This window comes from Curtobacterium sp. 9128 (assembly GCF_007673775.1).
GTDB lineage: Bacteria > Actinomycetota > Actinomycetes > Actinomycetales > Microbacteriaceae > Curtobacterium.
The window spans coordinates 205992-228452 of sequence record NZ_VEAF01000001.1; the positions used below are offsets into that span (position 1 = coordinate 205992).

At 70.7% G+C, this 22461-nt stretch carries 21 protein-coding genes; 3 read left to right on the top strand and 18 right to left on the bottom strand.

Translation table 11 applies throughout. The features are described 5' to 3' along the window. The first annotated feature begins 38 nt into the window (after positions 1–38). On the top strand, positions 39–626 hold the full coding sequence (locus tag FS641_RS00930; RefSeq protein WP_144758564.1) for a hypothetical protein: 588 nt from the start codon (positions 39–41) through the stop codon (positions 624–626). Here the strand turns inward: FS641_RS00930 and FS641_RS00935 are convergent. The 18 genes from FS641_RS00935 to FS641_RS01020 all read right to left on the bottom strand — a co-directional run bounded on the left by FS641_RS00935 (position 613) and on the right by FS641_RS01020 (position 19777). Next, positions 613–2949 carry a bifunctional (p)ppGpp synthetase/guanosine-3',5'-bis(diphosphate) 3'-pyrophosphohydrolase gene (locus FS641_RS00935; protein WP_260855569.1) on the bottom strand — a complete coding sequence of 779 codons (2337 nt, stop codon included), beginning with the start codon at positions 2947–2949 and terminating at the stop codon, positions 613–615. The two genes, FS641_RS00930 and FS641_RS00935, sit on opposite strands and share 14 nt — an antisense overlap. Positions 2950–3097: 148 nt before the next feature. Further along, on the bottom strand, positions 3098–3439 hold the full coding sequence (locus FS641_RS00940) for a rhodanese-like domain-containing protein (RefSeq protein WP_144758566.1): 342 nt from the start codon (positions 3437–3439) through the stop codon (positions 3098–3100). Next, on the bottom strand, positions 3436–4434 hold the full coding sequence (gene secF, locus FS641_RS00945) for a protein translocase subunit SecF (RefSeq protein ID WP_144758569.1): 999 nt from the start codon (positions 4432–4434) through the stop codon (positions 3436–3438). The genes FS641_RS00940 and secF overlap by 4 nt, the downstream gene beginning before the upstream one ends. Beyond that, complete coding sequence (gene secD, locus FS641_RS00950) at positions 4434–6179, bottom strand: protein translocase subunit SecD (RefSeq protein WP_144758572.1); 1746 nt, start codon at positions 6177–6179, stop codon at positions 4434–4436. The genes secF and secD overlap by 1 nt, the downstream gene beginning before the upstream one ends. A 96-nt stretch (positions 6180–6275) precedes the next feature. Continuing rightward, positions 6276–6713: a preprotein translocase subunit YajC gene (gene yajC / locus FS641_RS00955; RefSeq protein WP_144758575.1), complete on the bottom strand. Its 438-nt coding sequence runs from the start codon at positions 6711–6713 to the stop codon at positions 6276–6278. Between the two features lie 86 nt (positions 6714–6799). Then, on the bottom strand, positions 6800–7846 hold the full coding sequence (gene ruvB, locus FS641_RS00960) for a Holliday junction branch migration DNA helicase RuvB (RefSeq protein WP_144758578.1): 1047 nt from the start codon (positions 7844–7846) through the stop codon (positions 6800–6802). Beyond that, positions 7843–8466 (bottom strand): Holliday junction branch migration protein RuvA, encoded by a 624-nt coding sequence (ruvA, locus tag FS641_RS00965; RefSeq protein ID WP_144758581.1) that lies wholly within the window; start codon positions 8464–8466, stop codon positions 7843–7845. The genes ruvB and ruvA overlap by 4 nt, the downstream gene beginning before the upstream one ends. Then, on the bottom strand, positions 8463–9146 hold the full coding sequence (ruvC, locus tag FS641_RS00970; RefSeq protein ID WP_144758584.1) for a crossover junction endodeoxyribonuclease RuvC: 684 nt from the start codon (positions 9144–9146) through the stop codon (positions 8463–8465). Before ruvC ends, ruvA begins: the two co-directional genes overlap by 4 nt. Before the next feature lie 5 nt (positions 9147–9151). Further along, the gene (locus tag FS641_RS00975; RefSeq protein WP_144758587.1) at positions 9152–9916 is read right to left on the bottom strand and encodes a YebC/PmpR family DNA-binding transcriptional regulator; all 765 of its coding nucleotides are present in this window, start codon (positions 9914–9916) and stop codon (positions 9152–9154) included. Between the two features lie 214 nt (positions 9917–10130). Then, positions 10131–10742: a pyridoxal 5'-phosphate synthase glutaminase subunit PdxT gene (pdxT, locus tag FS641_RS00980; protein WP_144758590.1), complete on the bottom strand. Its 612-nt coding sequence runs from the start codon at positions 10740–10742 to the stop codon at positions 10131–10133. Further along, complete coding sequence (gene pdxS, locus FS641_RS00985) at positions 10732–11658, bottom strand: pyridoxal 5'-phosphate synthase lyase subunit PdxS (protein ID WP_186317516.1); 927 nt, start codon at positions 11656–11658, stop codon at positions 10732–10734. The genes pdxT and pdxS overlap by 11 nt, the downstream gene beginning before the upstream one ends. A gap of 13 nt (positions 11659–11671) precedes the next feature. Continuing rightward, positions 11672–12325: an HIT domain-containing protein gene (locus tag FS641_RS00990; RefSeq protein WP_144758593.1), complete on the bottom strand. Its 654-nt coding sequence runs from the start codon at positions 12323–12325 to the stop codon at positions 11672–11674. Further along, positions 12325–14292 carry a threonine--tRNA ligase gene (gene thrS / locus FS641_RS00995; protein WP_144759803.1) on the bottom strand — a complete coding sequence of 656 codons (1968 nt, stop codon included), beginning with the start codon at positions 14290–14292 and terminating at the stop codon, positions 12325–12327. The genes FS641_RS00990 and thrS overlap by 1 nt, the downstream gene beginning before the upstream one ends. Before the next feature lie 156 nt (positions 14293–14448). Beyond that, the gene (locus tag FS641_RS01000) at positions 14449–14991 is read right to left on the bottom strand and encodes an adenine phosphoribosyltransferase (RefSeq protein ID WP_144758596.1); all 543 of its coding nucleotides are present in this window, start codon (positions 14989–14991) and stop codon (positions 14449–14451) included. Between the two features lie 442 nt (positions 14992–15433). Further along, on the bottom strand, positions 15434–15661 hold the full coding sequence (locus FS641_RS01005) for a hypothetical protein (RefSeq protein ID WP_144758599.1): 228 nt from the start codon (positions 15659–15661) through the stop codon (positions 15434–15436). 557 nt (positions 15662–16218) lie between these two features. After that, complete coding sequence (locus FS641_RS01010) at positions 16219–18867, bottom strand: ATP-dependent Clp protease ATP-binding subunit (RefSeq protein ID WP_144758602.1); 2649 nt, start codon at positions 18865–18867, stop codon at positions 16219–16221. A gap of 138 nt (positions 18868–19005) precedes the next feature. Beyond that, complete coding sequence (gene ybaK, locus FS641_RS01015; protein WP_144758605.1) at positions 19006–19491, bottom strand: Cys-tRNA(Pro) deacylase; 486 nt, start codon at positions 19489–19491, stop codon at positions 19006–19008. A gap of 91 nt (positions 19492–19582) precedes the next feature. Then, a complete protein-coding gene (locus FS641_RS01020) occupies positions 19583–19777 on the bottom strand; it encodes a hypothetical protein (RefSeq protein WP_144758608.1) in 195 nt (64 codons plus the stop codon). Positions 19778–19887: 110 nt separating this feature from the next. On the opposite strand from FS641_RS01020, the gene FS641_RS01025 reads away from it, so the two are divergent. Both FS641_RS01025 and FS641_RS01030 read left to right on the top strand, forming a co-directional pair. Further along, entirely contained in the window at positions 19888–20784 is an 897-nt protein-coding gene (locus FS641_RS01025) for a hypothetical protein (RefSeq protein ID WP_144758611.1), read from the top strand. Between the two features lie 231 nt (positions 20785–21015). After that, positions 21016–22386 (top strand): MFS transporter, encoded by a 1371-nt coding sequence (locus FS641_RS01030; protein ID WP_144758613.1) that lies wholly within the window; start codon positions 21016–21018, stop codon positions 22384–22386. The last annotated feature ends 75 nt before the right edge of the window (positions 22387–22461 follow it).

Sequence of the window (22461 nt, forward strand, 5' to 3'; positions counted from 1 at the left end):
GGGGGCACGGTCGCGGGCACGTGCGGGAGGATGGCCGAGTGCGCGTCCCCCGAATCGTCACGACCGACGACTGGCCCGAGGCCGAGCTGCGGGGCGCGGTGCTCGCCGGTGAACTCGTCGCCGTCGGCGAGTGTTGGGCGTCCGTCGCAGAACCCCAGGACCCCGGGCTCCGCGCGGCGTCGTTCCGGTGGAGCGTCGGTGACCCGCGGATCATCGCCTGCGGGCTGAGCGCCACCTGGATCTGGGGCGGATCCTCACGACCACCACTCCCCCACGACGCCTGCGTCGAGGACGGACTCCGCGTCCGTCGCCGCGGAGCAGGACGGGTGCGGGAGATCGCGCTCCACCCGGCCGACGTCGTCCTGGTCGGCGGGCCCGTCGAGGGCGCCCGGGTGACCACGCCGGTGCGCACGGCCGTCGACCTGCTGCGGACGGTCGACCCCGACGACTGGGCAGACCGCGCCGAGCCCGTCCACGGGCTCCTCGTCGCCACCGGCACGGCGCCGACCGCTGTCCGTGCACGGCTCCGGGCACTCGGCACGGTGCCCATGGTGCGGCAGGCGGAACGGCGGCTCGCGGGGCTGGAGCTCCGCGCTGCGGACGGCTCCGGGGTCAGCCGGCGCTGACGCGGTACACGTCGTAGACCGCGTCGATCCGGCGCACGGCGTTCAGGACCCGGTCGAGGTGCGTGGTGTCGCCCATCTCGAACACGAACCGGCTCAGCGCCAGCCGATCGGAGGACGTGGACACCGTCGCGGACAGGATGTTCACGTGGTGGTCGGTCAACACGCGGGTGACGTCGCTGAGCAGCCCCGACCGATCGAGGGCCTCGATCTGGATCTGGACGAGGAACACCGACTTGGACGACGGCGCCCACTCCACCTCGATCATGCGGTCGGGCTCGTTCATGAGCGACTTCACGTTCGTGCACGACGCCTGGTGGACCGAGACGCCCTGCCCGCGGGTGATGAACCCGACGATCTGGTCCCCGGGGACCGGCGTGCAGCACTTCGCGAGCTTGACGAGGATGTCCGGCGCCCCACGGACGAGCACGCCGCTGTCGCTGTTGCGCAGCTGCCGGCTCGTCACCTGCCGGGGGAAGGCGAGCTCCGGCTCGTCGGTCTCCGTCTCCGACTGGACGCCGGCGAGGACCTTCTCGATCACCGACTGGGTGGACACGTGTCCCTCGCCGATCGCCGCGTACAGCGCGGAGACGTCGTCGTACCGCATCGCCGACGCCACCTCGGAGATGGAGTCCTGGCTCATGATGCGCTGGAGCGGCAGGTTCTGCTTGCGCATCGCCCGCGCGATGGCGTCGCGGCCCTGCTCGATCGCCTCCTCGCGGCGCTCCTTCGTGAACCACTGCTTGATCTTGTTGCGGGCGCGGGGGCTGCGGACGAACGTCAGCCAGTCCTGACTGGGTCCGGAGTCGGGGTTCTTCGACGTGAAGATCTCGACGACGTCGCCGCTGGACAGCGCGCTCTCGAGCGGCACCAGCCGCCCGTTGACCTTCGCGCCCATCGTGCGGTGGCCGATCTCGGTGTGCACGGCGTACGCGAAGTCCACCGGTGTCGCACCCGCGGGCAGGCCGATGACCTTGCCCTGCGGTGTGAAGACGTAGGTCTCCTTCGCGCCGATCTCGTACCGCAGCGAGTCGAGGAACTCGCCGGGGTCGCTCGTCTCCGCCTGCCAGTCCGTGATGTGGGCGAGCCACGCCATGTCCTGGTCGGTGGCACTCGAGGTGTCGACGTCCCTGCCGGCGGCACGCTGCTTGTACTTCCAGTGCGCGGCGACACCGAACTCGGCGCGCTGGTGCATCTCGTGCGTGCGGATCTGGATCTCGACCGGCCGGCCCTGCGGCCCGAGGACCGTCGTGTGCAGCGACTGGTACAGGTTGAACTTCGGCGTCGCGATGTAGTCCTTGAAGCGGCCGGGCAGCGGAGTCCACCTGGCGTGCACGGAGCCGAGCATCGCGTAACAGTCGCGGACCGTCGGGACGAGCACGCGGATGCCCACGAGGTCGTAGATCTCGTCGAACTCGCGACCCCGCACGATCATCTTCTGGTAGATCGAGTAGTACTGCTTCGGCCGGCCCATCACGTCGCCGCGGACCTTGGCGGCTTTGAGGTCCTTCTTCAGCGTGCCGATGACGTTCTGGACGAACTGCTCGCGCTTGGGCTGCCGTTCCTTGACCAGGCTGTCGATCTCGACGTAGAGCTTCGGGTGCAGGACCGCGAACGACAGGTCCTCGAGCTCGAGCTTGATCATCTGGATGCCGAGACGGTGCGCGAGCGGCGCGTAGATCTCGAGGGTCTCCTTGGCCTTCCGCGTGGCGGAGGCGGACTCGACGAAGCCCCAGGTGCGCGCGTTGTGCAGGCGATCCGCGAGCTTGATCACGAGGACACGGATGTCCTTCGACATGGCGATGACCATCTTGCGGACGGTCTCGGCCTGCGCGCTGTCGCCGTACTTGACCTTGTCGAGCTTCGTGACGCCGTCGACGAGCATCGCGATCTCGTCGCCGAAGTCCTGGCGGAGCTGGTCGAGCTGGTAGTCGGTGTCCTCGACGGTGTCGTGGAGGAGGGCAGCGGCGATGGTGATCGGCCCGATCCCGAGGTCGGCGAGGATCTGCGCGACCGCCACGGGGTGCGTGATGTACGGCTCCCCCGACTTCCGCTTCTGCCCGTCGTGGGCGCGCTCCGCGACCGAGTACGCCCGCTCGATGAGCGTGACGTCGGCCTTCGGGTGGTGCGAGCGCACCGTGCGGATCAGCGTGTCGACGGCGCCGGCCGGCTGGGCGCGGGAGAACAGGCGCGGCAGCAGCGAACGGAGGGACCCGAGGTTCCCGGTGGTGTTCGGACCGAGCGGCGGGCTCGCGGGGAGCGGCGATGCGCCGGGGCGGCTCGGCGTGGCGTCGTCGTGCTTCGACGACTCACGGATGTCCGTCATGCTGCGTCTCCCGGAACTCGAACGGGCCGAACTCGATCTCGCAAGCCTACGCGCGTCGGGTCGGTGCCCGTGACCACGTTCGCGACGAGCGTCCGGGCGTCGGGTCGGTGCCCGTCGTCACACCTGCGCTCAGCGCCGGGGCGTCGGCTCAGTGCTCGTGGCCGCCGTCGGCGGCGCCGCGCTCCACCGGGCCGCCGCCCGCTTCCCACTCCACCATCCCACCGGCGAGGCTCACCGCGGGCACCCCCGCCTGCTCGAGCGCCGCGGCGACGCGGGCCGAGCGCATCCCCGAGTGGCACACGATGATCGCCGGTTCGTCGGTGGGCTGGATCTCGGTCCACCGTTCCTGGAAGGCGGACATCGGCACGAGGGTGGCCTGCGGCGCGTGCACCTCGTCCCACTCCCCCTGCTCCCGCACGTCGTAGAGCCGCGCACCGGCCGCGACCCGCTGCATGGCCTGGTCGGCGGAGATCTCCTCGATGTCGGTCATGCGTCCACCGCCGCCGCTGCGTCGGCGCGCTTCTTCGCCGCCGCGGTCTTCTTCGCGTCGGCCTGCTTGACCTTCGGCTCGTTCTCCCGCAGGTGCGCGTACATCGGCGACGCGATGAAGATCGTCGAGTAGGTGCCGACGATGATGCCGATGAAGAGGGCGAGCGAGATGTCGCGGAGCGTCCCGGCGCCGAGGACGTACGACCCGATGAAGAGGATCGCCGCGACGGGGAGCAGGGCCACGACGGACGTGTTGATCGAGCGGACGAGCGTCTGGTTCACCGCGAGGTTCACCGACTGCACGAAGGTGCGGTGCGACTCCTGCGCCGTGTTCTCGCGGACCTTGTCGAACACCACGACCGTGTCGTACAGCGAGTACCCGAGGATGGTCAGGAAGCCGATGACGGCGGCCGGGGTGACCTCGAGACCGACGATGCCGTACACGCCGGCGGTGATCAGGAGGTCGTGGAGCAGCGCGACCATCGCCGAGAGGGACATCTTCCAGGTGCGGAAGTACAGCGCCATGAACACGGCGGCCAACGCCAGGAAGATGACCAGACCCCGGATCGCCTGGGCGAGGACGTCAGCACCCCACGTCGCTCCGATGAAGGTCGACGCGACCTTGCTCGTGTCGACGTCGTACGCGTCGGCCAGCGACCGCTGGATCTGCGTCGTCTCGGCGTCGGTGAGCTGGCCGACCTGCACACGCAGCCCGTGCTGTCCGAGCTGGGACACCCGGGGGATCTCGTCCGAGACGACCTTCTCGACGGCGTTCGTCGCGAGGTTCTGGTTCGTGGTCGAGACGTCCGAGATCGTGAACTCGGAGCCTCCGGTGAACTCGATGCCGAGCTGGTAGCCGCCGCGGAGCCACGGAACGGCCAGGGAGACCACGATCGCGATGATCGCGATGAGGTACCAGGTGCGACGGCGCCCGACGATGTCGTACGAGCGCTTGCCCGTGTAGAGGTCGTTGCCGAACTGGCTGAAGCTCGCCATCAGCTGTCCTTCCCGTTCGGCTTGCCGCCGTCGTCGCCGTTGCCGGCCTTGCGTTCCGCGATGGTCTGTCGACGCTGCGCCTCACCGGCACTGCGCTGCCGCTTGCCGTCCACGACCGGCGCACGGAACTGTGCGCGGCCCCGGTAGACGGCGCCGAGTGCCGAGGCGTCCAGCCCGCTGAACCGGTGCCCCTCGTTGAAGAAGCGACGGCGCGCGACGAGCTGCAGCATCGGGTGGGTGAACAGGATCACGACCACGACGTCGATCAGGGTCGTGAGCAGGAGCGTGAACGCGAAGCCCTTCACGTCGCTGACCGCGAGGATGTAGAGCACGATCGCCGCGAGGAAGTTGATCGAGTCCGATGCGAGGATCGTGCGGATCGCTCGACGCCAGCCGCCCTCGACCGCACCCTCGAGCGCCTTGCCGTCGCGGAGCTCGTCGCGGATGCGCTCGAAGTACACGATGAACGAGTCGGCCGTGATGCCGATCGCCACGATCAACCCCGCGACACCGGCCAACGACAGTCGGTAGTCGACCCGCCAGGACATGATCGCGATGACGAGGTACGTCAGCGCGGCGGCCACCCCGAGCGACAGGACCGTCACGAACGCGAGGGCGCGGTACTGGATGACCGAGTAGATGATCACGAGGATCAACCCGATCAGACCGGCGATGAGGCCGCCGATCAGCTGTGCGGACCCGAGGGTCGCGGAGATGTTCTCGTTGGACTGGACCTTGAAGTTGATCGGCAGCGCGCCGTACTTCAGCTGGTCGGCGAGGGTCTTCGCGGACTCGGCGGTGAACGACCCGCTGATCTGCGCCTTCCCGTTGGTGATCGCGCTGTTCGTGGTCGGCGCCGTGATGACGTTGCCGTCGAGGACGATGGCGAACTGGTTCTGCGGCTGCTGCAGCTTGACGAGGCGGTTCGTGACCGTGGCGAAGTCCTTGGTGCCGGCGCCGTTGAACGTCAGGTTCACGGCCCACTCACCCGTGGTGGTGCCCTGCGACGACGTCGCGAGGCCCGAGGTGGCGTTGCTGATGTCGGCGCCGGAGACCTCGACCGGACCGAGGATGTACTTCGCGGCACCGTCCTGGTCGCAGGTGACGAGCGGCTGGTCGTCCGGCGCTGCCGACACGTCGTCGGGGGCCTTGCAGTCGTAGTTCGTGTAGAGGTCCTGCAGCTTCGGCGTGGCCCAGCTGAGGTCGCTCGCGTTCGACGGCTTCGCGCTCGGTGTCGCCTGGAGCGACGCGGGCGGTGAGTACGGCGTCGGGGACGCGGTGGAGTTCTTGCCGTCGCCGACCGCCGTGTTCGTGGCGGCCTCGGTGTAGAGCACCGGTCGGAACGTCAGCTTCGCGGCCGCCTCGATGCGGTTGATCGTCTGCTGGTCGGGCTTGCCCGGGATCGACACCACGATGTTGTTCGCACCCTGGGTGTTGATCTCGGTCTCCGAGACGCCGGTGGCGTTGACACGCTGCCGGATGATGTCCACCGCCTGCCGCAGCTGGTCCGCGGTCACCAGGTCGCCGCCGGTGGTCTGCGCGGCCAGGGTCAACTGCGTGCCGCCCTGCAGGTCCAGGGCGAGCTCGGGGACCCAGCTCGCGCCGGCGAACCACTTGCCCGTGTCGTCCTTGGTGGTGCTGGCGAGGATCGACGCGGCCGTGTTCAGGCCCGCGAGGATCGCCATCAGGATCACCAACCAGGTGAGCGAGCGCAGCGCTTTCTTGACGGGTGTCGATCGTGCCACCGGTCGTCTCGTCTTTCTGTCAGGACCGTCGACGGGTGACGTCGGCGGACGGAGTGATGCCGCCGGGTCACGAGCGTGTCCCGACGGCCGAGCGGATCAGTCCTCGGACTTGCGCTTCGTCTGTTCGGCCTCGTCGGCACGTTCGCCGTAGATCGGCTCGCCGTTCAGCTCGGCGACGGGCCCTCGTGTGCTGCGCTCGTCGTAGGCGGCCGCCGCGTTCTGCTGGACGGCCTTCGGCTCGTCCTCCGGCGTCGCGGTGGTCTCGATGTCGGATGCGCTGTCGTCGACGACGCGGGACAGCGTCTGACGGTGCACGGTGACGACGGTGCCGGGAGCGATCTCGACGTCGGCGGTGACCTTCTCGTCGTCGACGGAGAGGAGGGTGCCGTAGAGGCCGAAGGAGAGCATCACGCGGGCACCGGGAACCATCTTGGTCGCGAGGTCCGACTGCTGCTTCTTGCGCTTCCGGCTGTTGTAGAACATGAAGGCCGCGAACGCCACGACGATGACGATGAGGATGACTTCTTGACCCATGATTGCGATGCCTTCTCTGGTATTTCGGTTTCGGGCCGTAGCAGTCTAGGGCACGCGGCTGTGGCTTCCGACCCGGTCGGGCCGGGTCAGTCGGGCTGGTCGTCGTCGAAGAGCCCGGGCTGCGGTCCGACGCCGCCGGCGCCTGGCGTCAGCCCGAGGTGCCGCCACGCCGCCGGGGTCGCGATGCGCCCACGCGGGGTCCGGGTGACCAGGCCGATGCGGACGAGGAACGGCTCCACGACGGACTCGATCGTCTCGGACTCCTCACCGACCGACACCGCGAGCGTGTTCAGCCCGACCGGTCCCCCGTCGAAGCGGGTCAGCATGGTGTCGAGCACGGCACGGTCGAGACGGTCCAGGCCGTACTCGTCGACGTCGTACAGCTCGAGAGCGCCCTGCACCGCGGCCATGCCGTCCCGCGTGCCGTGCACGAGCGCGTAGTCCCGCACGCGGCGCAGCAGGCGGTTCGCGATGCGCGGTGTCCCCCGCGACCGCCCGGCGATCTCCCGCAGGGCGAATCGGTCGAAGTCGAGTTCGAGCAGGTGTGCGGCGCGGATGAGGACCTGCTCGAGCTCGTCGCGCTCGTAGAACTCGAGGTGCGCGGTGAAGCCGAAGCGGTCGCGCAGGGGGTTCGGCAGGAGCCCGGCGCGGGTGGTCGCCCCGACCAGGGTGAACGGCGCCAGGTCGAGCGGGATGCTCGTCGCGCCGGCGCCCTTGCCGACCATGACGTCGATCCGGAAGTCCTCCATCGCGAGGTACAGCATCTCCTCCGCCGAGCGCGCCATCCGGTGGATCTCGTCGATGAAGAGGACCTCGCCGGGCATGAGCGACGAGAGCACGGCCGCGAGGTCACCGGCGTGCTGGATCGCCGGTCCGCTCGACATCCGCAGCGGGCGACCGGACTCGTGCGCGACGATCATCGCGAGCGTGGTCTTGCCGAGGCCGGGAGGGCCGGCCATGAGGATGTGGTCGGGCGTGCGGTCCTGCATCGCGGCCGCCTTGAGCAGGAGGTCGAGCTGCCCACGGACCTTGCGCTGCCCGACGAACTCGGCCAGGGACCTCGGCCGGAGCGCACCCTCGAACGCGAGTTCCTCCGGCGACTGGGCGTCGGCGGCGGTGATCCCGCCGCTCATCGCCCGGCCCCGGTCGGACGGAGGGCACCGAGCGCGGCGCGGAGCAGCGCCTGCGTGCCCATCGCCGCCACACCCGGTTCGTTCGCGATGGTGTCGTCGACGGCGCTCCGCGCGTGGTCCTCGCGCCAGCCGAGACCGACGAGCGCCGTGACGACGTCCTCGGCGGCGGGGTGTGCGGTGGCGGACGACGCGGCGGACCCGGCCGCGACTGCAGACTCGAACGCGGTGAGCTTGCCGGAGAGCGCCACGATGATGAGCTTGGCGGTCTTCGGACCGATGCCGGAGACCTTGCGGAAGGCACCGTCGTCGTCGTGCGCGACGGCGTTCGCGATCTGTGCGGGGTCCATGTGGGCGAGGACCCCGAGCGCCGACTTCGGGCCGACGCCGGAGACGCTGCGGAGCAGGTCGAAGACCCGGAGCGCGTCGGTCGACTCGAACCCGAACAGCTGCTGCTCGTCCTCGCGGACGATCATGGCGGTGCGGACGAAGACCTCGGCCCCGTGGCGCATCGTCAACGCGTGTGCCGGGGTCACGGTGACGGCGTAGCCGACGCCCCCCACCTCGATCACGACGGCGGATCCGGCGACGTCGATGCAGGTGCCCCGGAGACTCGCGATCATGCCCCGAGCCTAGGGGCAGCCGCCGACCTCGCCGACGCGGCACGCTGCGCGCCGGTCCCCCGACCCGCGGCCGCCGCCGCCCGTGCGAGCGGCGACGCGGCGGTGCGCCCGCCGGTGCCGGCCTGCGCGTCCCGCCACGCGCGCTGGGCCGGCGTCAGGGTGCCGGACGGTGCGCCGACCTGGTCGGGTGCACCGAGCCTCCAGGCATGGCAGACCGCGAGCGCGAGCGCGTCGGCGGCGTCGGCCGGCTTCGGTGCCTCCGCCAGCCCGAGCACGCGCGCGATCATCGCCTGCACCTGCTTCTTGTCGGCGTTGCCGTAGCCGGTGACGGCGGCCTTCACCTCGGACGGAGTGTGCAGGCCCACGGGGATGCCCCGGACCGCCGCGGCGTGCAGCGCGAGCCCGGAGGCCTGCGCAGTCCCCATCACGGTGCGGACGTTCGCCTGGGCGAAGACCCGCTCGACCGCGACGGCGTCGGGACGGTGCTCCTCGATCTGCTCCGCGATGCCGGCGGCGATCAGCACCAGGCGCTGTTCGAGCGCCATGTCGGAGGGCGTCCTGACCACCGTGACCGCCACCATGCGGGCACGTCGGTCAGGGGTGACCTCGACCACCCCGACCCCGCACCGGGTGAGCCCGGGGTCCACCCCGAGCACGCGGAGCACGGGGCCGGAGGGCATGGACGTCAGTCCTCGTCCTCGTCGAGCTCGGCCTGGACGTCGGCGGGGATGTCGAAGTTCGCGTAGACGTTCTGGACGTCGTCCGAGTCCTCGAGCGCGTCGATGAGGCGGAACACCTTGCGGGCCGTCTCGGCGTCGACCGGGACCTTGAGGCCGGGGACGAACTCGGCGTCGGCGGAGTCGTAGTCGATGCCGGCGTCCTGCAGCGCGGTGCGCGCCGCGACGAGGTCGGACGCCTCGGTGATGACCTCGAAGCCGCCACCCTGGTCGATGACGTCCTCGACGCCGGCGTCGAGGACCGCGGTCATGACGTCGTCCTCGGACAGTCCGTCGACCTTCGTCACCGAGATGACGCCCTTGCGGGAGAAGTTGTAGGCGACGCTGCCCGGGTCGGCCATGGTGCCGCCGTTGCGGGACATCGCGGTGCGGACCTCGGCGGCGGCACGGTTCTTGTTGTCCGTGAGGCACTCGATGAGCATCGCGACGCCGTTCGGGGCGTAGCCCTCGTACATGATCGTCGTGTACTCGATGGTCTCACCGGTGAGACCGGCGCCACGCTTGATCGCGCGGTCGATGTTGTCGTTGGGGACCGAGGTCTTCTTCGCCTTCTGCACGGCGTCGACCAGCGTCGGGTTGCCGGAGAGGTCGGCTCCGCCCATCTTCGCGGCGACCTCGATGTTCTTGATGAGCTTCGCGAACGACTTGGCGCGTCGCTGGTCGATGACGGCCTTCTTGTGCTTCGTCGTTGCCCACTTGGAATGCCCGGACACGGTTCTCCTTGCGTCGTGCGGAAAGTCTCCGACAGTTTAGCGGTCCGCCGCGCAGGCATCGGCCTGGAGGCCCGGCGCGGCCCCGTCGCGCTGGTCGCGTCGGGTGGGTGGTCGCGGCGGCGGGTGGTCGCGTCGCGTGTACCGGCGAACCGCGATCCGGACACAGCACCGGGGATCTTCGCGGTGCTGTGTCCGGAACGGAGTGCGGCGCGGGTCAGGCGCTGCGGACGAGATCGAGGAAGCGGCGGTGGAAGCGGTCCTCGCCGGCGACCTCGGGATGGAACGCACTGGCGATGACGTTCCCCTGCTGCACGGCGACGACCTGGCCGTCGGGGAGTGCACCGAGGACGTGGACGTCGGCGCCGCGGTCCTCGACGACGGGCGCGCGGATGAACACCGCGTGCACCGGGGCCTCGCCGAGGTCGGGCATCGGGATGTCGATCTCGAACGAGTCGTTCTGGTTGCCGAACGCGTTCCGGCGGACGGTGGTGTCGAGGATCCCGAGCGTCCGCTGCCCGGCGATGGCACTGGTGAGACGCTGGCTGAGCATGATCATCCCGGCGCAGGTGCCGTACGTGGGCAGTCCCCCGCGGATCGCCTCGCTCAGGGGCTCGGCGACACCGAACGCCCGCGACAGTTTGTCCATCACGCTGGACTCACCGCCCGGGACGACGACGCCGTGGAGCGCCTGGATCTCCTCGGGACGGCGGAGCGGCACGACGTCGGCGCCGAGCTCGGTCAGCGAGACGATGTGCTCGCGGAAGTCGCCCTGCAGCGCGAGCACCCCGATGCGGGGTGCCGCACCACCGATCGGACTACCAGCCACGCTCGGCGAGGCGGTGCGGCGCGGGGACGTCGGCCACGTTGATGCCGACCATCGCCTCGCCCAGGCCGCGGGAGACCTCGGCGATGACCTTCGGGTCGTCGTGGAACGTCGTCGCCTTGACGATCGCCGCGGCGCGCTTGGCCGGGTCGCCGGACTTGAAGATGCCGGAGCCGACGAACACGCCGTCCGCGCCGAGCTGCATCATCATCGCGGCGTCGGCCGGGGTGGCGACACCGCCGGCGGTGAAGAGCACGACGGGGAGCTTGCCGGTCGCCGCGACCTCCTTGACGACGTCGTACGGCGCCTGCAGCTCCTTGGCGGCGACGTAGAGCTCGTCCTCCTTGAGGTACCGGAGCGCCGCGATCTCCTTCGAGATCGTGCGGATGTGCTTCGTCGCCTCGGAGACGTCGCCCGTGCCGGCCTCGCCCTTGGAGCGGATCATCGCCGCGCCCTCGGTGATGCGGCGGAGGGCCTCGCCGAGGTTCGTGGCACCGCAGACGAAGGGCGTCGTGAAGTTCCACTTGTCGATGTGGTTGACGTAGTCCGCCGGGGACAGCACCTCGGACTCGTCGATGTAGTCGACACCGAGCTCCTGCAGCACCTGCGCCTCGACGAAGTGGCCGATGCGGGCTTTCGCCATGACGGGGATCGACACCGCGGCGATGATCTCCTCGATCATCGACGGGTCGGACATGCGAGCGACGCCGCCCTGCGCGCGGATGTCGGCGGGGACACGCTCGAGGGCCATGACCGCCGTCGCGCCGGCCTCTTCCGCGATGCGGGCCTGCTCGGCGTCCACGACGTCCATGATGACGCCGCCCTTCAGCATCTCCGCGAGGCCGCGCTTGACCCGGGACGAGCCGGTGATCGACGTGCCGATGGGGTCCTGTCCGGGGGTGCTGGTGCTGTCGCTCATGATGGCGACCAGTCTAGTGCTGCGCCGGCCACGCTTCCGCGACGAGTCTGCGGGTGTCCCCGAGCATCTGGGAGAGCGACTTCGTCCTGGCGATGATCGGGAAGAAGTTCGAGTCGGACTCCCACCGGGGCACGACGTGCTGGTGCAGGTGCGCGGCCACACCGGCGCCGGCGACCTCGCCCTGGTTCATCCCGATGTTGAAGCCGTCGCAGTGCGCGACCTGCCGCAGGACCCGCATGGCGGTCTGCGTGAGCTCGCCGACCTCACGGATCTCCTCGGCGGTGGCGTCGTCGTAGAGCGCGACGTGTCGGTACGGGCAGACGAGCACGTGGCCGTTGTTGTACGGGTACAGGTTCAGCAGCACGTAGGCGTGCTCGCCCCTGGCGACGATGAGGGCGTCCTCGTCGGTCTTCCGCGGGGCTTCGCAGAACGGGCAGTCGTCGTTGTGCCCACGACCCTCGCCCTCGCGTCCGGCGTCGATGTAGGCCATCCGGTGCGGGTTCCACAGGCGCTGGAACGCGTCCGGCACGGCGGCGGCGGTGGCGGCGTCGCGGATCACCAACGGATCCGGACTGAAGGCCGCGGCCACCGTGTCGGGGCCGGCCACGTCGTCGACGTGGCCGGCCTCCGGAACCTGCTCCGGGCCTCCCGGCTGGCTGGCGTCCATCAGACCTGCGCGCGCTCGCGGATCGCGGTGAGGATGCGCTCGACCGCCTCGTCCACGGGCACGCCGTTGTCCTGCCGGCCGTCGCGGAAGCGGAAGCTGACCGCGCCGGCGTCACGGTCGTCGCCGCCGGCGATGAGCTGGAACGGGACCTTCTGCTTGGTGTGCGTGCGGATCTTCTTCTGCATGCGGTCGTCGGAGTGGTCGACCTCGGCGCGGACGCCGTGCGCGCGGAGCTTCGCGATCACCTGGTCGAGGTAGTCGCCGTACTCCTCGGCCACGGGGATGCCGACGACCTGCACGGGAGCGAGCCACGCCGGGAACACCCCCGCGTAGTGCTCGGTGAGCACACCGAAGAAGCGCTCGATCGAGCCGAACAGGGCGCGGTGGATCATCACGGGGCGCTGCCGGGTGCCGTCGGCGGCGGCGTACTCCAGCTCGAAGCGCTCCGGGAGGTTGAAGTCGAGCTGCACGGTCGACATCTGCCACGTGCGACCGATGGCGTCGCGTGCCTGCACCGAGATCTTCGGGCCGTAGAACGCGGCACCTGCCGGGTCCGGCACGAGTTCGAGGCCGGACTCCTCGGCGACCTCGCGCAACGTGTTCGTCGCGACCTCCCACACGTCGTCGTCGCCGACGTACTTCTCCGGGTCCTTCGTGGAGAGCTCGAGGTAGAAGTCGTTCAGGCCGTAGTCGCGGAGGAGCGAGAGCACGAACTGCAGCGTCGTGGTGAGCTCCTCCTTCATCTTCTCCTGGGTGGTGAAGATGTGCGCGTCGTCCTGGGTCAGGCCACGCACGCGGGTGAGGCCGTGGATGACGCCGGACTTCTCGTTGCGGTAGACCGTGCCGAACTCGAACAGCCGCAGGGGCAGGTCGCGGTACGAACGGGCCTGCGAGCGGTACGCCAGGATGTGCATCGGGCAGTTCATCGGCTTGAGGTAGTAGTCCGCGCCCTGCCGGGTGACGTTGCCCTCCTCGTCACGGGCCTCGTCCATGTGCATGGCCGGGAACATGCCGTCCTTGTACCAGCCGAGGTGTCCGGACTGCTCGAACAGGTCGCCCTTGGTGATGTGCGGCGTGTAGACGAAGGAGTAGCCCTCCTGCTCGTGCCGACGGCGCGAGTAGTCCTCCATCTCGCGGCGGATGATGCCGCCCTTGGGGTGGAAGATCGCCAGGCCCGAGCCGATCTCGTCCGGGAACGAGAACAGGTCGAGCTCGGCGCCGAGCTTGCGGTGGTCGCGCTTGGCGGCTTCCTCGAGTCGGACGAGGTAGGCCTTCAGCTGGTCCTTGTCCGGCCAGGCGGTGCCGTAGATGCGCTGCAGCTGCGGGTTCTTCTCCGAGCCACGCCAGTACGCGGCGGCGACGCGCATGAGCTTCGCGGCGTTGCCGATCCAGCGGGTGTGCGGGACGTGCGGGCCGCGGCAGAGGTCCTGCCAGACGACGTCGCCGGACTTCGGGTCGACGTTCTCGTAGACCGTGAGCTCGCCGGCTCCGACCTCGACGCTCTCGCCGGAGTCACCCTCGGACGCGGCGCCCTTCAGGCCGATGAGCTCCTGCTTGTAGGGCTCCCCCGCCATCAGGTCGCGGGCCTCGTCGTCGGTGACGACCCGGCGGCGGAAGCGCTGGGCCTGCTTGACGATGCGGTCCATGCCCTTCTCGATGGCCTTGAGGTCCTCGGGCGTGAACGGCTCGGCGACGTCGAAGTCGTAGTAGAAGCCGTCGGTGACGGGTGGGCCGATGCCGAGCTTGGCGTCGGGGTTGATCTGCTGGACCGCCTGCGCGAGCACGTGCGCGGCGGAGTGGCGGAGGATGTCCAGGCCGTCCTGCTCGTCGAGGGTGACGGGCTCGGCGGTCTCCCCCGCCTGCACCTCGGCGGCGAGGTCCTTGAGCACGCCGGCGACGCGGATCGCGACGACGCCGCGGACGCCGTCGAAGAGCTCGGTGCCGGTCGTCGTCGTCTCCGCGGTCACGGGCTGGGGCGCCGGGGGCGCGTCGACGGGTACGGGGGCGACTGACTCGGTCACGTGGGGGGACTCCTCGTTCTGGTGGTGCAGCAATGCTAGTCGTCGGGCGTGGCCCGGGCAGCGATCGGGCGCCGCGTGGGGAGCCCGGGATGTCGGGTCGGGTCAGGCCGGGACGACGCCGAGTGTGGCGACGGTGAGCCGCGGCTCGAGCCGCTCACGCCCCTGCAGTCCGTCGAGCTCGAGGAGGGCGGCGAACCCGACGGCCTCGTAGCCGGCGCGTTCGAGCAGCGTGATGGTCGCGGCGCCGGTGCCCCCGGTCGCGAGGACGTCGTCGACCACGAGCACCCGGGTTCCGGCCGGGAGCTGCCCCGGGCGGAGCTCGAGCTCGGCCTCGCCGTACTCGAGGGCGTACTGCTCGCTGAGCACCTCACCGGGGAGCTTGCCCGCCTTGCGCACGGTCAGGACGCCGACCTGGTGCTGCGCGGCGATCCCGCCTGCGAGGGCGAAGCCGCGCGCCTCGATGCCGGCGACCGCGTCGAAGCCGGCGCCCACCGCGAAGGGTGCTGCGAGGGCCTCGCACACACGGCCGAACGCCACCGCGTCCGAGAACACCGGCGTGACGTCGCGGAAGAGGATCCCCGGCTTCGGGAAGTCCGGGACGATGGCGGTCAGGCGTTCGACGAGGGCTGCTGCGGTTTCGGTCACCCGACAACGGTACGGGCTCGGGTGGGGCGTCGCGTGCCGTGCGGGCATGGTGCGGCGTTTGCGGCTCCGTGCGGCACGGTGCCGCGTTCGTGGCCCACACGCGGCACGGTGCGCCGTTCGCAGCTCCGCACGGTGCGCCGTTCGCGGTCCGTGCGCGGTTGATCGCCCCGTGCGGGGAATCGACCTCGCACGGATCAACCAACACGGCACCGGGGCGGGCGCCGGTGGCCGGGCTGCCGTATCCGGCACGGTGCGCCCTTCGTAGCTCGGCACGGTGCGCTGTTCGCGTCTCCGCACGGTGCGGAGTTCGCGGCCCGTGCGTGGTTGGTCGCCCCGTGCGAGGCATCGACCTCGCACGGGGCGATCAACGCCGCACCGGAGTGGGCGGCGCGGCACGGTGCGGCGTTCGCAACCCGGCACGGTGCGGAGTTCGCGCCCGGGATCAGCGCCACATGCGCAGGCCGACGCCGAGCATGAGCCACTCGGCTTCGCGGCGCTCCCGCTCGCGGACGAGCTCGGCGCGCAACGCGGGGTCGATCGGGGGCCGACGGGTGCGCCGGCTCCAGATGATGAGCGACATCCCGATGCGGAGCGCGATGCGGTCGGGCAGCGAGACCCTGCCGCGCGCGACACCGGTGTCGGGAGGACGGAGGACGGACTTGGTTGACATGGTGGTGACCGTTCAGGAGAAGGAGAAGGAGAGAAAGTGTTGGCGGGCAGCACGGATCGCATTCACCGCATCGTCGTGAACGACGTGTGAATGTGGATCGGAACGGCCGCGGAATGCATGACGCGGTCGATTCCCCGAGATCGTCGGGAATGCCGTGAGACGGCGCGCGGAATGACACACCGAGGCCAGGACGGCCTCGACGATCCGCGAGCGGACAGCAGCGCGAGCACGATGCTCAGCGCGGAACGTCAGGCTGGTGACAGCCCGACTACTCCTGGGAATCCCGCGTCAGCAGGTACCGGGGAACGGGGCGCCGAACGCGCCACGGACTGCACGGAACGGCGTCTGCGTGGTGGTGATGATGATCATGGTCGGCCCCCTTTCGGTACGGATTGACGAGCTGCTCTGCACACTACTGTGCATTCCCGGTCCTCCGCAAGGCCGTGCGGCAGGAATTCTCGGGTGCATTCCTCGCCAGGACATGACACGACACGACACGACAGAACGCCCCGGGACCGATGTGGTCCCGGGGCGTTCTGTCCGATGTGTCCGAGCCCCTACGCTACGACCGCCGCGGTGACCCGGGCGACGAGCGCATCACCGTCGACGTCGATCGCCACCGTGTCGCCGGCACGGGCGGCACCGTCGACCACGAGCGTGGCGATCCGGTCGTCGACCTCACGCTGGATGAGGCGACGCAGCGGCCTGGCGCCGTACTCCGGCTCGTAGCCGTGCTCGGCGAGCCAGGCGACGGCCTCGTCGGACACCGACAGGACCATGTCCTGCGCGATGAGCCGCAGTGAGGTCTCGGCGAGCAGCAGGGACACGATCGCGTGCAGCTGCGACGGGTCGAGCTTGCGGAAGAGCACGATGTCGTCGATCCGGTTGATGAACTCCGGCCGCATCGACTCGCGGAGCTTGCCCATGACGCGCTGCCGCAGGTCCTCCTCCGCGTACCCGCCGTCCGCCGACGCCGAGAACCCGAGTGCGCCGGAGCGCGATGCGAGGAACTCGGAGCCGATGTTCGACGTCATGATGACGACCGTGTTCCGGAAGTCGACCGTGCGCCCCTGCCCGTCGGTCAGGCGCCCGTCGTCGAGCACCTGGAGGAGCAGGTTGAACACGTCCGGGTGCGCCTTCTCGACCTCGTCGAGCAGCACGACCGAGTACGGATTGCGCCGCACCCGCTCGGTGAGCTGACCGGCCTCGTCGTAGCCGACGTACCCGGGAGGGGCACCGACCAGCCGCGACACGGTGTGCCGCTCGCCGAACTCGCTCATGTCGAACCGGAGCATCGCCGACTCGTCGCCGAACAGCGACGCCGCGAGCGACTTCGCCAGCTCGGTCTTGCCGACACCCGTCGGGCCGAGGAACAGGAAGCTCCCCACCGGCCGACGCGGGTCACCCATGCCGGTCCGGTTGCGCCGGACGGCGGTCGCGATGGCGCGCACCGCGTCCTCCTGTCCGACGACCCGCTCGTGCAGTTCGGACTCGAGCGCGGCGAGCCGCGTCCGGTCGCCCTGCGTGAGCCGGGTGGCCGGGATCCCGGTGGCGCGGCTCACCACGGCAGCGACGTCCGCTTCCGTGATCTCGCTGGTCGCCGACTCCGGACTGGGCCCCCGCCGCCGGTTCCCGGCCGACGCACCAGCGGCGGACGGGCCGTGCCGGCGGGGAGAGGGTCGGGACGCGTCCGCCGACGAGGCGGCGGCGATCCGTGCCTCCAGTTCGGTCGTGGCGTCGCGGAGGCGCGACGCCTCCTCGTAGAGCTCCTCGGCCACGGCGCGGTCCTTCTCCGCCTGCAGCTCGGCGAGCTCGTCACGGAGCGCCTCGACGTCGACGTCCCCGGAACGGGCGAGTCGCCGTCGCGCGCCCGCCTGGTCGATGAGGTCGATGGCCTTGTCCGGCAGGTGCCGGTCCGTCACGTACCGGTGGGACAGCTCGACGGCGGCGCGGAGTGCGTCGTCCGTGTAGGTGACGCCGTGGTGCTCGGCGTAGCGCGGAGCGAGACCGTGCAGGATCGCGACGGCGTCCTCGACACTCGGCTCGCCGACCGTCACCGGCTGGAAGCGGCGCTCGAGCGCAGCGTCCTTCTCGATGCGGCGGTACTCGTTGAGCGTGGTCGCGCCGACCATGTGCAGGTCACCGCGCGCCAGGCGTGGCTTGAGGATGTTGCCGGCGTCCATCGAGCCGCCCTCGCCACCACCGCCGGCACCGACGACCGTGTGGAGCTCGTCGACGAAGACGATGAGCTCGTCGGCGTGCGCCGCGATCTCGTCCATGGCCTTCGTCAGGCGCTCCTCGAAGTCGCCGCGGTACCGCGTGCCGGAGAGCATCCCGGCCAGGTCGAGGGCGACGACGCGCTTGCCCTGCAGCAGCGCCGGGACGTCGCCGTCGGCGATGCGCTGCGCGAGTCCCTCGACGATGGCCGTCTTGCCCACGCCGGGTTCGCCGATGAGGACGGGGTTGTTCTTCGTCCGACGCAGCAGGATCTCGACGGTCTGTTCGATCTCGTCGGCACGACCGACCACCGGGTCGATGCGTCCGTCGCGGGCCCGTTCCGTGAGGTCCGTGCCGAACTGGTCGAGCGTGGGGGTCTCCGACTGGGTCTGCTGGTCGGTGTCGTTCGTTCCGGGCATGGGGCGCCCCTCTCGAGCCGCCGCTGCGGCCTCCTGTGCGTAGGACTGCACGACCGCCGGGGTGACGCCCGCGTTCGCGAGCAGCTGCCCGGTGACGGTCTCCTGGTCCATGACGAGCGCGAAGAACACGTGCTCGGGGTCGGTGTAGGTGCTCCCGAACCCGCGCGCCGCCTGCGTCGCCTCGACGAGGATGCGCTGCGCGGACGGTGTCAGCGCCGGACGACCCTCGACCGGCGCGTCGGACGGCGACGGCAGGCGCTGCTCGATCTCCTCGGCGAGGCGCTCGGGGTCGACGCCCCCGGAACGTACGACGGCGTCGAAGGGCTGGGTCCGGACGAGGACGTGGAGGATGTGCAGCGCGTCGATCTCGCGCTGCCCCTGTTCCACTGCGAACTCGGCGGTGTGTTGGAGCACCTCGTGGGTGCGGCGGCTGAGCAGCCGCGTGATGTCGACCGGGCGTCCCAGCGATCGGTAGCGCTGGGTCTCGCCGTTGGTCTGTGCTGCGAGCAGGCGGGCGAGGAACTCGTCGAACGAGTCACTGCCGCCGGTCGAGCCGAACGTTGCTGGCAACGGGACCTCCTGGGAACTTGAGTGCCTTCGACTCAATGCAACGCAGGAGGAACGGGGGCATTCCCGGTCCGGAAGAGAACTTGCGGCGACCCGACTCAGGTCTGGCCGGTGTGCTTCCGTGCGTCCGGCCCGCGATGCTCAGGCCCGGGCGATCGACGCCGTCGTGGCCTCGGTGACCCGGAGCAGATCGGCCGGAGCGATCTCGATGTCGAAGCCGCGGCGTCCACCGGACACGAAGATCGTCGGGTGGTCGCTCGCCGAGGTGTCGAGCACGGTGCGGATCCGGGAGCGCTGTCCGACGGGGCTGATGCCACCGACGACGTACCCGGTGCGCCGTTCGGCGAGGGCGGGGTCGGCGAGGGTGGCCTTCTTGCCGCCGACCGCCGCCGCGATGGCCTTGAGGTCGAGGCGGTTCGCCACCGGGACGATCGCCACCGCGAGTGCGCCGTCGACCGAGACGACGAGGGTCTTGAACACCTGCTCCTCGCGGAGGCCGAGCTCGGTGGCCGCCTCCTCGCCGAAGTTGGTCGCGCTGTCGTGGTGCTCGTACACGTGGGGCGTGAAGGGCACCCCGGCGCGCTCCAACGCGATGGTCGCGGGGGTGCTCGGGGCGGCTGCGGTCATGTCGGCGATCCTCTCCCGCGGGTCCCTCCCACGATCGGCGGCACGCGGGGGTCGCGCCGATCGGACGAGGTCCGTAGCGGCCCCCGCCCGCTCAGCCCTCCTGTTCCGGCCCCTGGGTCGTGGGGTCGTACTCGGTGTCACGACCCTGTTCCTCCTCGGGGAGCGGGACGTGACGCTCGGTGCCGCTGCCGCCGGGGTTGGTGGCGACGTAGTCGGCCTCGCCGGACTGGGTGTCGTGGCTGACCGGCTCGACGATCTCGGGATCGGGTTCTCCTGTGGCGCTCATGCCTCACGCCTACACCCCGCGGACTGGGCACCCCGCGAACTGGGTGCGCGCGACGGGCCGCCGAGTGCGACGATGAGCACGAGGGCAGTGGCCGGACACCGGGAGCACGCATGGCCGACGACGGCGACGACACCAGGGACGAACGCGCGCGTCTCGAGCGCATCGCCTGGGGAGCCGGCTCCTCGGAGGCCGAGGCCGCGCGCGCCCGGATCGCACTCGGCGACCTCCAGCGGCGAGCAGGTCGGTCGAGGCCGCCGGCTCCCGTGATCTCCGCACCGGAGGTGCCGAAGGCGGCAGGGGCCACGGCGGAGCCGGTGCCGGGGTCGCCCGTGACGACAGCTCCGGCGGCCTCCGCCACGCGTCCGAGCACGAGCGCGATCTCGAGCACGAGCGAAGGGGCGGCTCCCGGACCGGACCACGAGCGCACCGCAGCGGTCGTCGACGGGGGCGAGCCGGGCCTCCAGTCCGGTCCCCCGGCGACGGATCCGAGCGCACGCTGGGACCGGGTGCGGCGGGTCTTGCTCCGTCCGCGGGCGCTCCCCTGGCTCGCCGGCGGTGCAGCGGCGGCGGTCGTCGTCGCGTTCGGGTCGGGCCTGGTGCTCGGCACCGCGCAGCAGCCGATGCCGTCCACCCCGTCCGTCACCCCGACCGCCGGCACGGTGACGCTCGAGCAGATCCTCGACTCGCCGCAGGAGTTCGCCGACCGCCTGCCGGACTCGTTCGCGGTCCCGGTGCGCCTGCACACCACCCGACTGGTGTTCACGAACCGGTCACTCAGCGGCGATGACGCGGCGACGCCCTGGAACGTGTGGGCCGGGGTCGGCAGCGACCGCTCGACGATCTGCCTGGTCGCGTCGGCCGACCAGGTGCAGCAGACCACCGCGTGCTACCCGCGGGCGGAGGCGCTGCACGGCTCCGTCTCGCTGTCCGCGTCGTCGCGGAGCGGCACGCTCACGGTGCGCCTCTCCGGCGGTGGCGTCCGGGGCAGCGTCAGCAACGACTCCTGACCGATCGGGAATGGGTCGAGCCGCCACGCGTTGGAGCGCTCCTAAGAAATTGCGCCGAGTCCCTCGCCACGGCTGCTCCATCGTGCAACACTGGATGGACCGCACTCGCCGTGGAGTGATCACCACACCCGAACAACCCGCGAGCGCGCACCACCCGACCACCCCGGTCGTGCTGTCGCCGACGTGACACATCCGTCGCGCGCTCGTCCACGCCCCGAGGAGGTCCGCACCGTGTCACCCAGCACCGCATCGATCCGCACGACCACGTCCGCGGTCCCGTCCGTGCTGACCTCGAAGTCGATCGTCGGCATCGCGGTCCTCGGCCTGGCGACGTTCTTCGCGATCACGACCGAGCTGATGCCCGTCGGCCTGCTCGGCACGATGGCGCCGGACCTCGGCGTGAGCGAGTCCACGATGGGCATCGTCGTGACGGTCTACGCCGCTGCCGTGGCGATCCTGGCGCTCCCGCTCACGTCGCTGACGGCACGGCTCCCCCGGAAGGCGGTGCTCGTCGCCACGTTGGTCGGCTACACCGTGTCGAACGTGATGGTCGCGCTCGCGCCGGACTTCGCCGTCGTCTGCGCCGGACGGGTCGTCGGCGGTGTCGCTCACGCGCTGTTCTTCTCCGTCGCGTCGGCGTACGCGACGCGCATCGTGCCGCCGCGGCTCGCCGGCCGTGCCATCGCGTTCGTCTACTCCGGCAGCTCGCTCGGGTTCGTCATCGGCGTGCCGCTCGCGACCGGGGTCGGCGAGTCCATCGGTTGGCGTCCCGCGGTCGGTGCTGTCGCCGTGTGCGCGGCGGTCCTCGCCGTCGTCGCCCTGCTCTTCCTGCCGGCAGTGCGCGGCACCTCGTCGCCCCACATCGGCTCCCCGAAGGCCTGGGCGCGCACGGGCCTCCTCGCCGTCGTCGTCGCGGACCTGCTCCTCTTCGCCGGGCACTACGTCGTCTACACCTACATCGGGCCGTACGCGATCGACGCCGGGCTCGACGCCGGGCTCGTCAGCGGCGCCCTGCTGGTCCTCGGTGGCACGGGCGTGATCGGGCTCTGGCTCGCCGGGACGTTCGTCGATCGTGCACCGCGACAGACCCTCATCGCGGCGGTCGCCACGATGGCGGCGGCGTTCATCGCGCTGCCGTTCGTGCACGGCTCCCTGATCGGCACCATGGTCGTCGCCGGCGTGTGGATGGCCGCGAACGGCACGACGGGGACGCTCTTCATGGCGGCGGCGATCCGGACCGGCGGCGTCTCCCCCGACATCGCCGGCGCCCTGGTCAACGGCGCGTCGAACATCGGGATCGCCGCGGGGGCCGCGATCGGCGGTCAGGTGCTCGGCATGACGGGCATGCAGACGATGCCGTTCGCCGGCGCGGCCGTGCTGCTGGGGTCCCTCGGCGTGGTGGTCGCGGCTCGGCGGGGCTTCCCGGTGCACTCGACGCACCAGGAGCACCTGTCCACGTCCTCGATCGCGGCGATCACCTCGTCGCTCGCCGTGGTCACCGCGTCCGTCCCGACGATCAGCCGGGCGATCCAGACCGTCACCGGGTCGGTCGCGACGATGACCGGCTCGGTCCGCACCGAGCGGACCGACGGGGCGCGCTGAGGCGCTCCCCACCGCACCGCGAACCGGACACAGCACCACGGAGATCCGCGGTGCTGTGTCCGTCGCCGAGTTCGG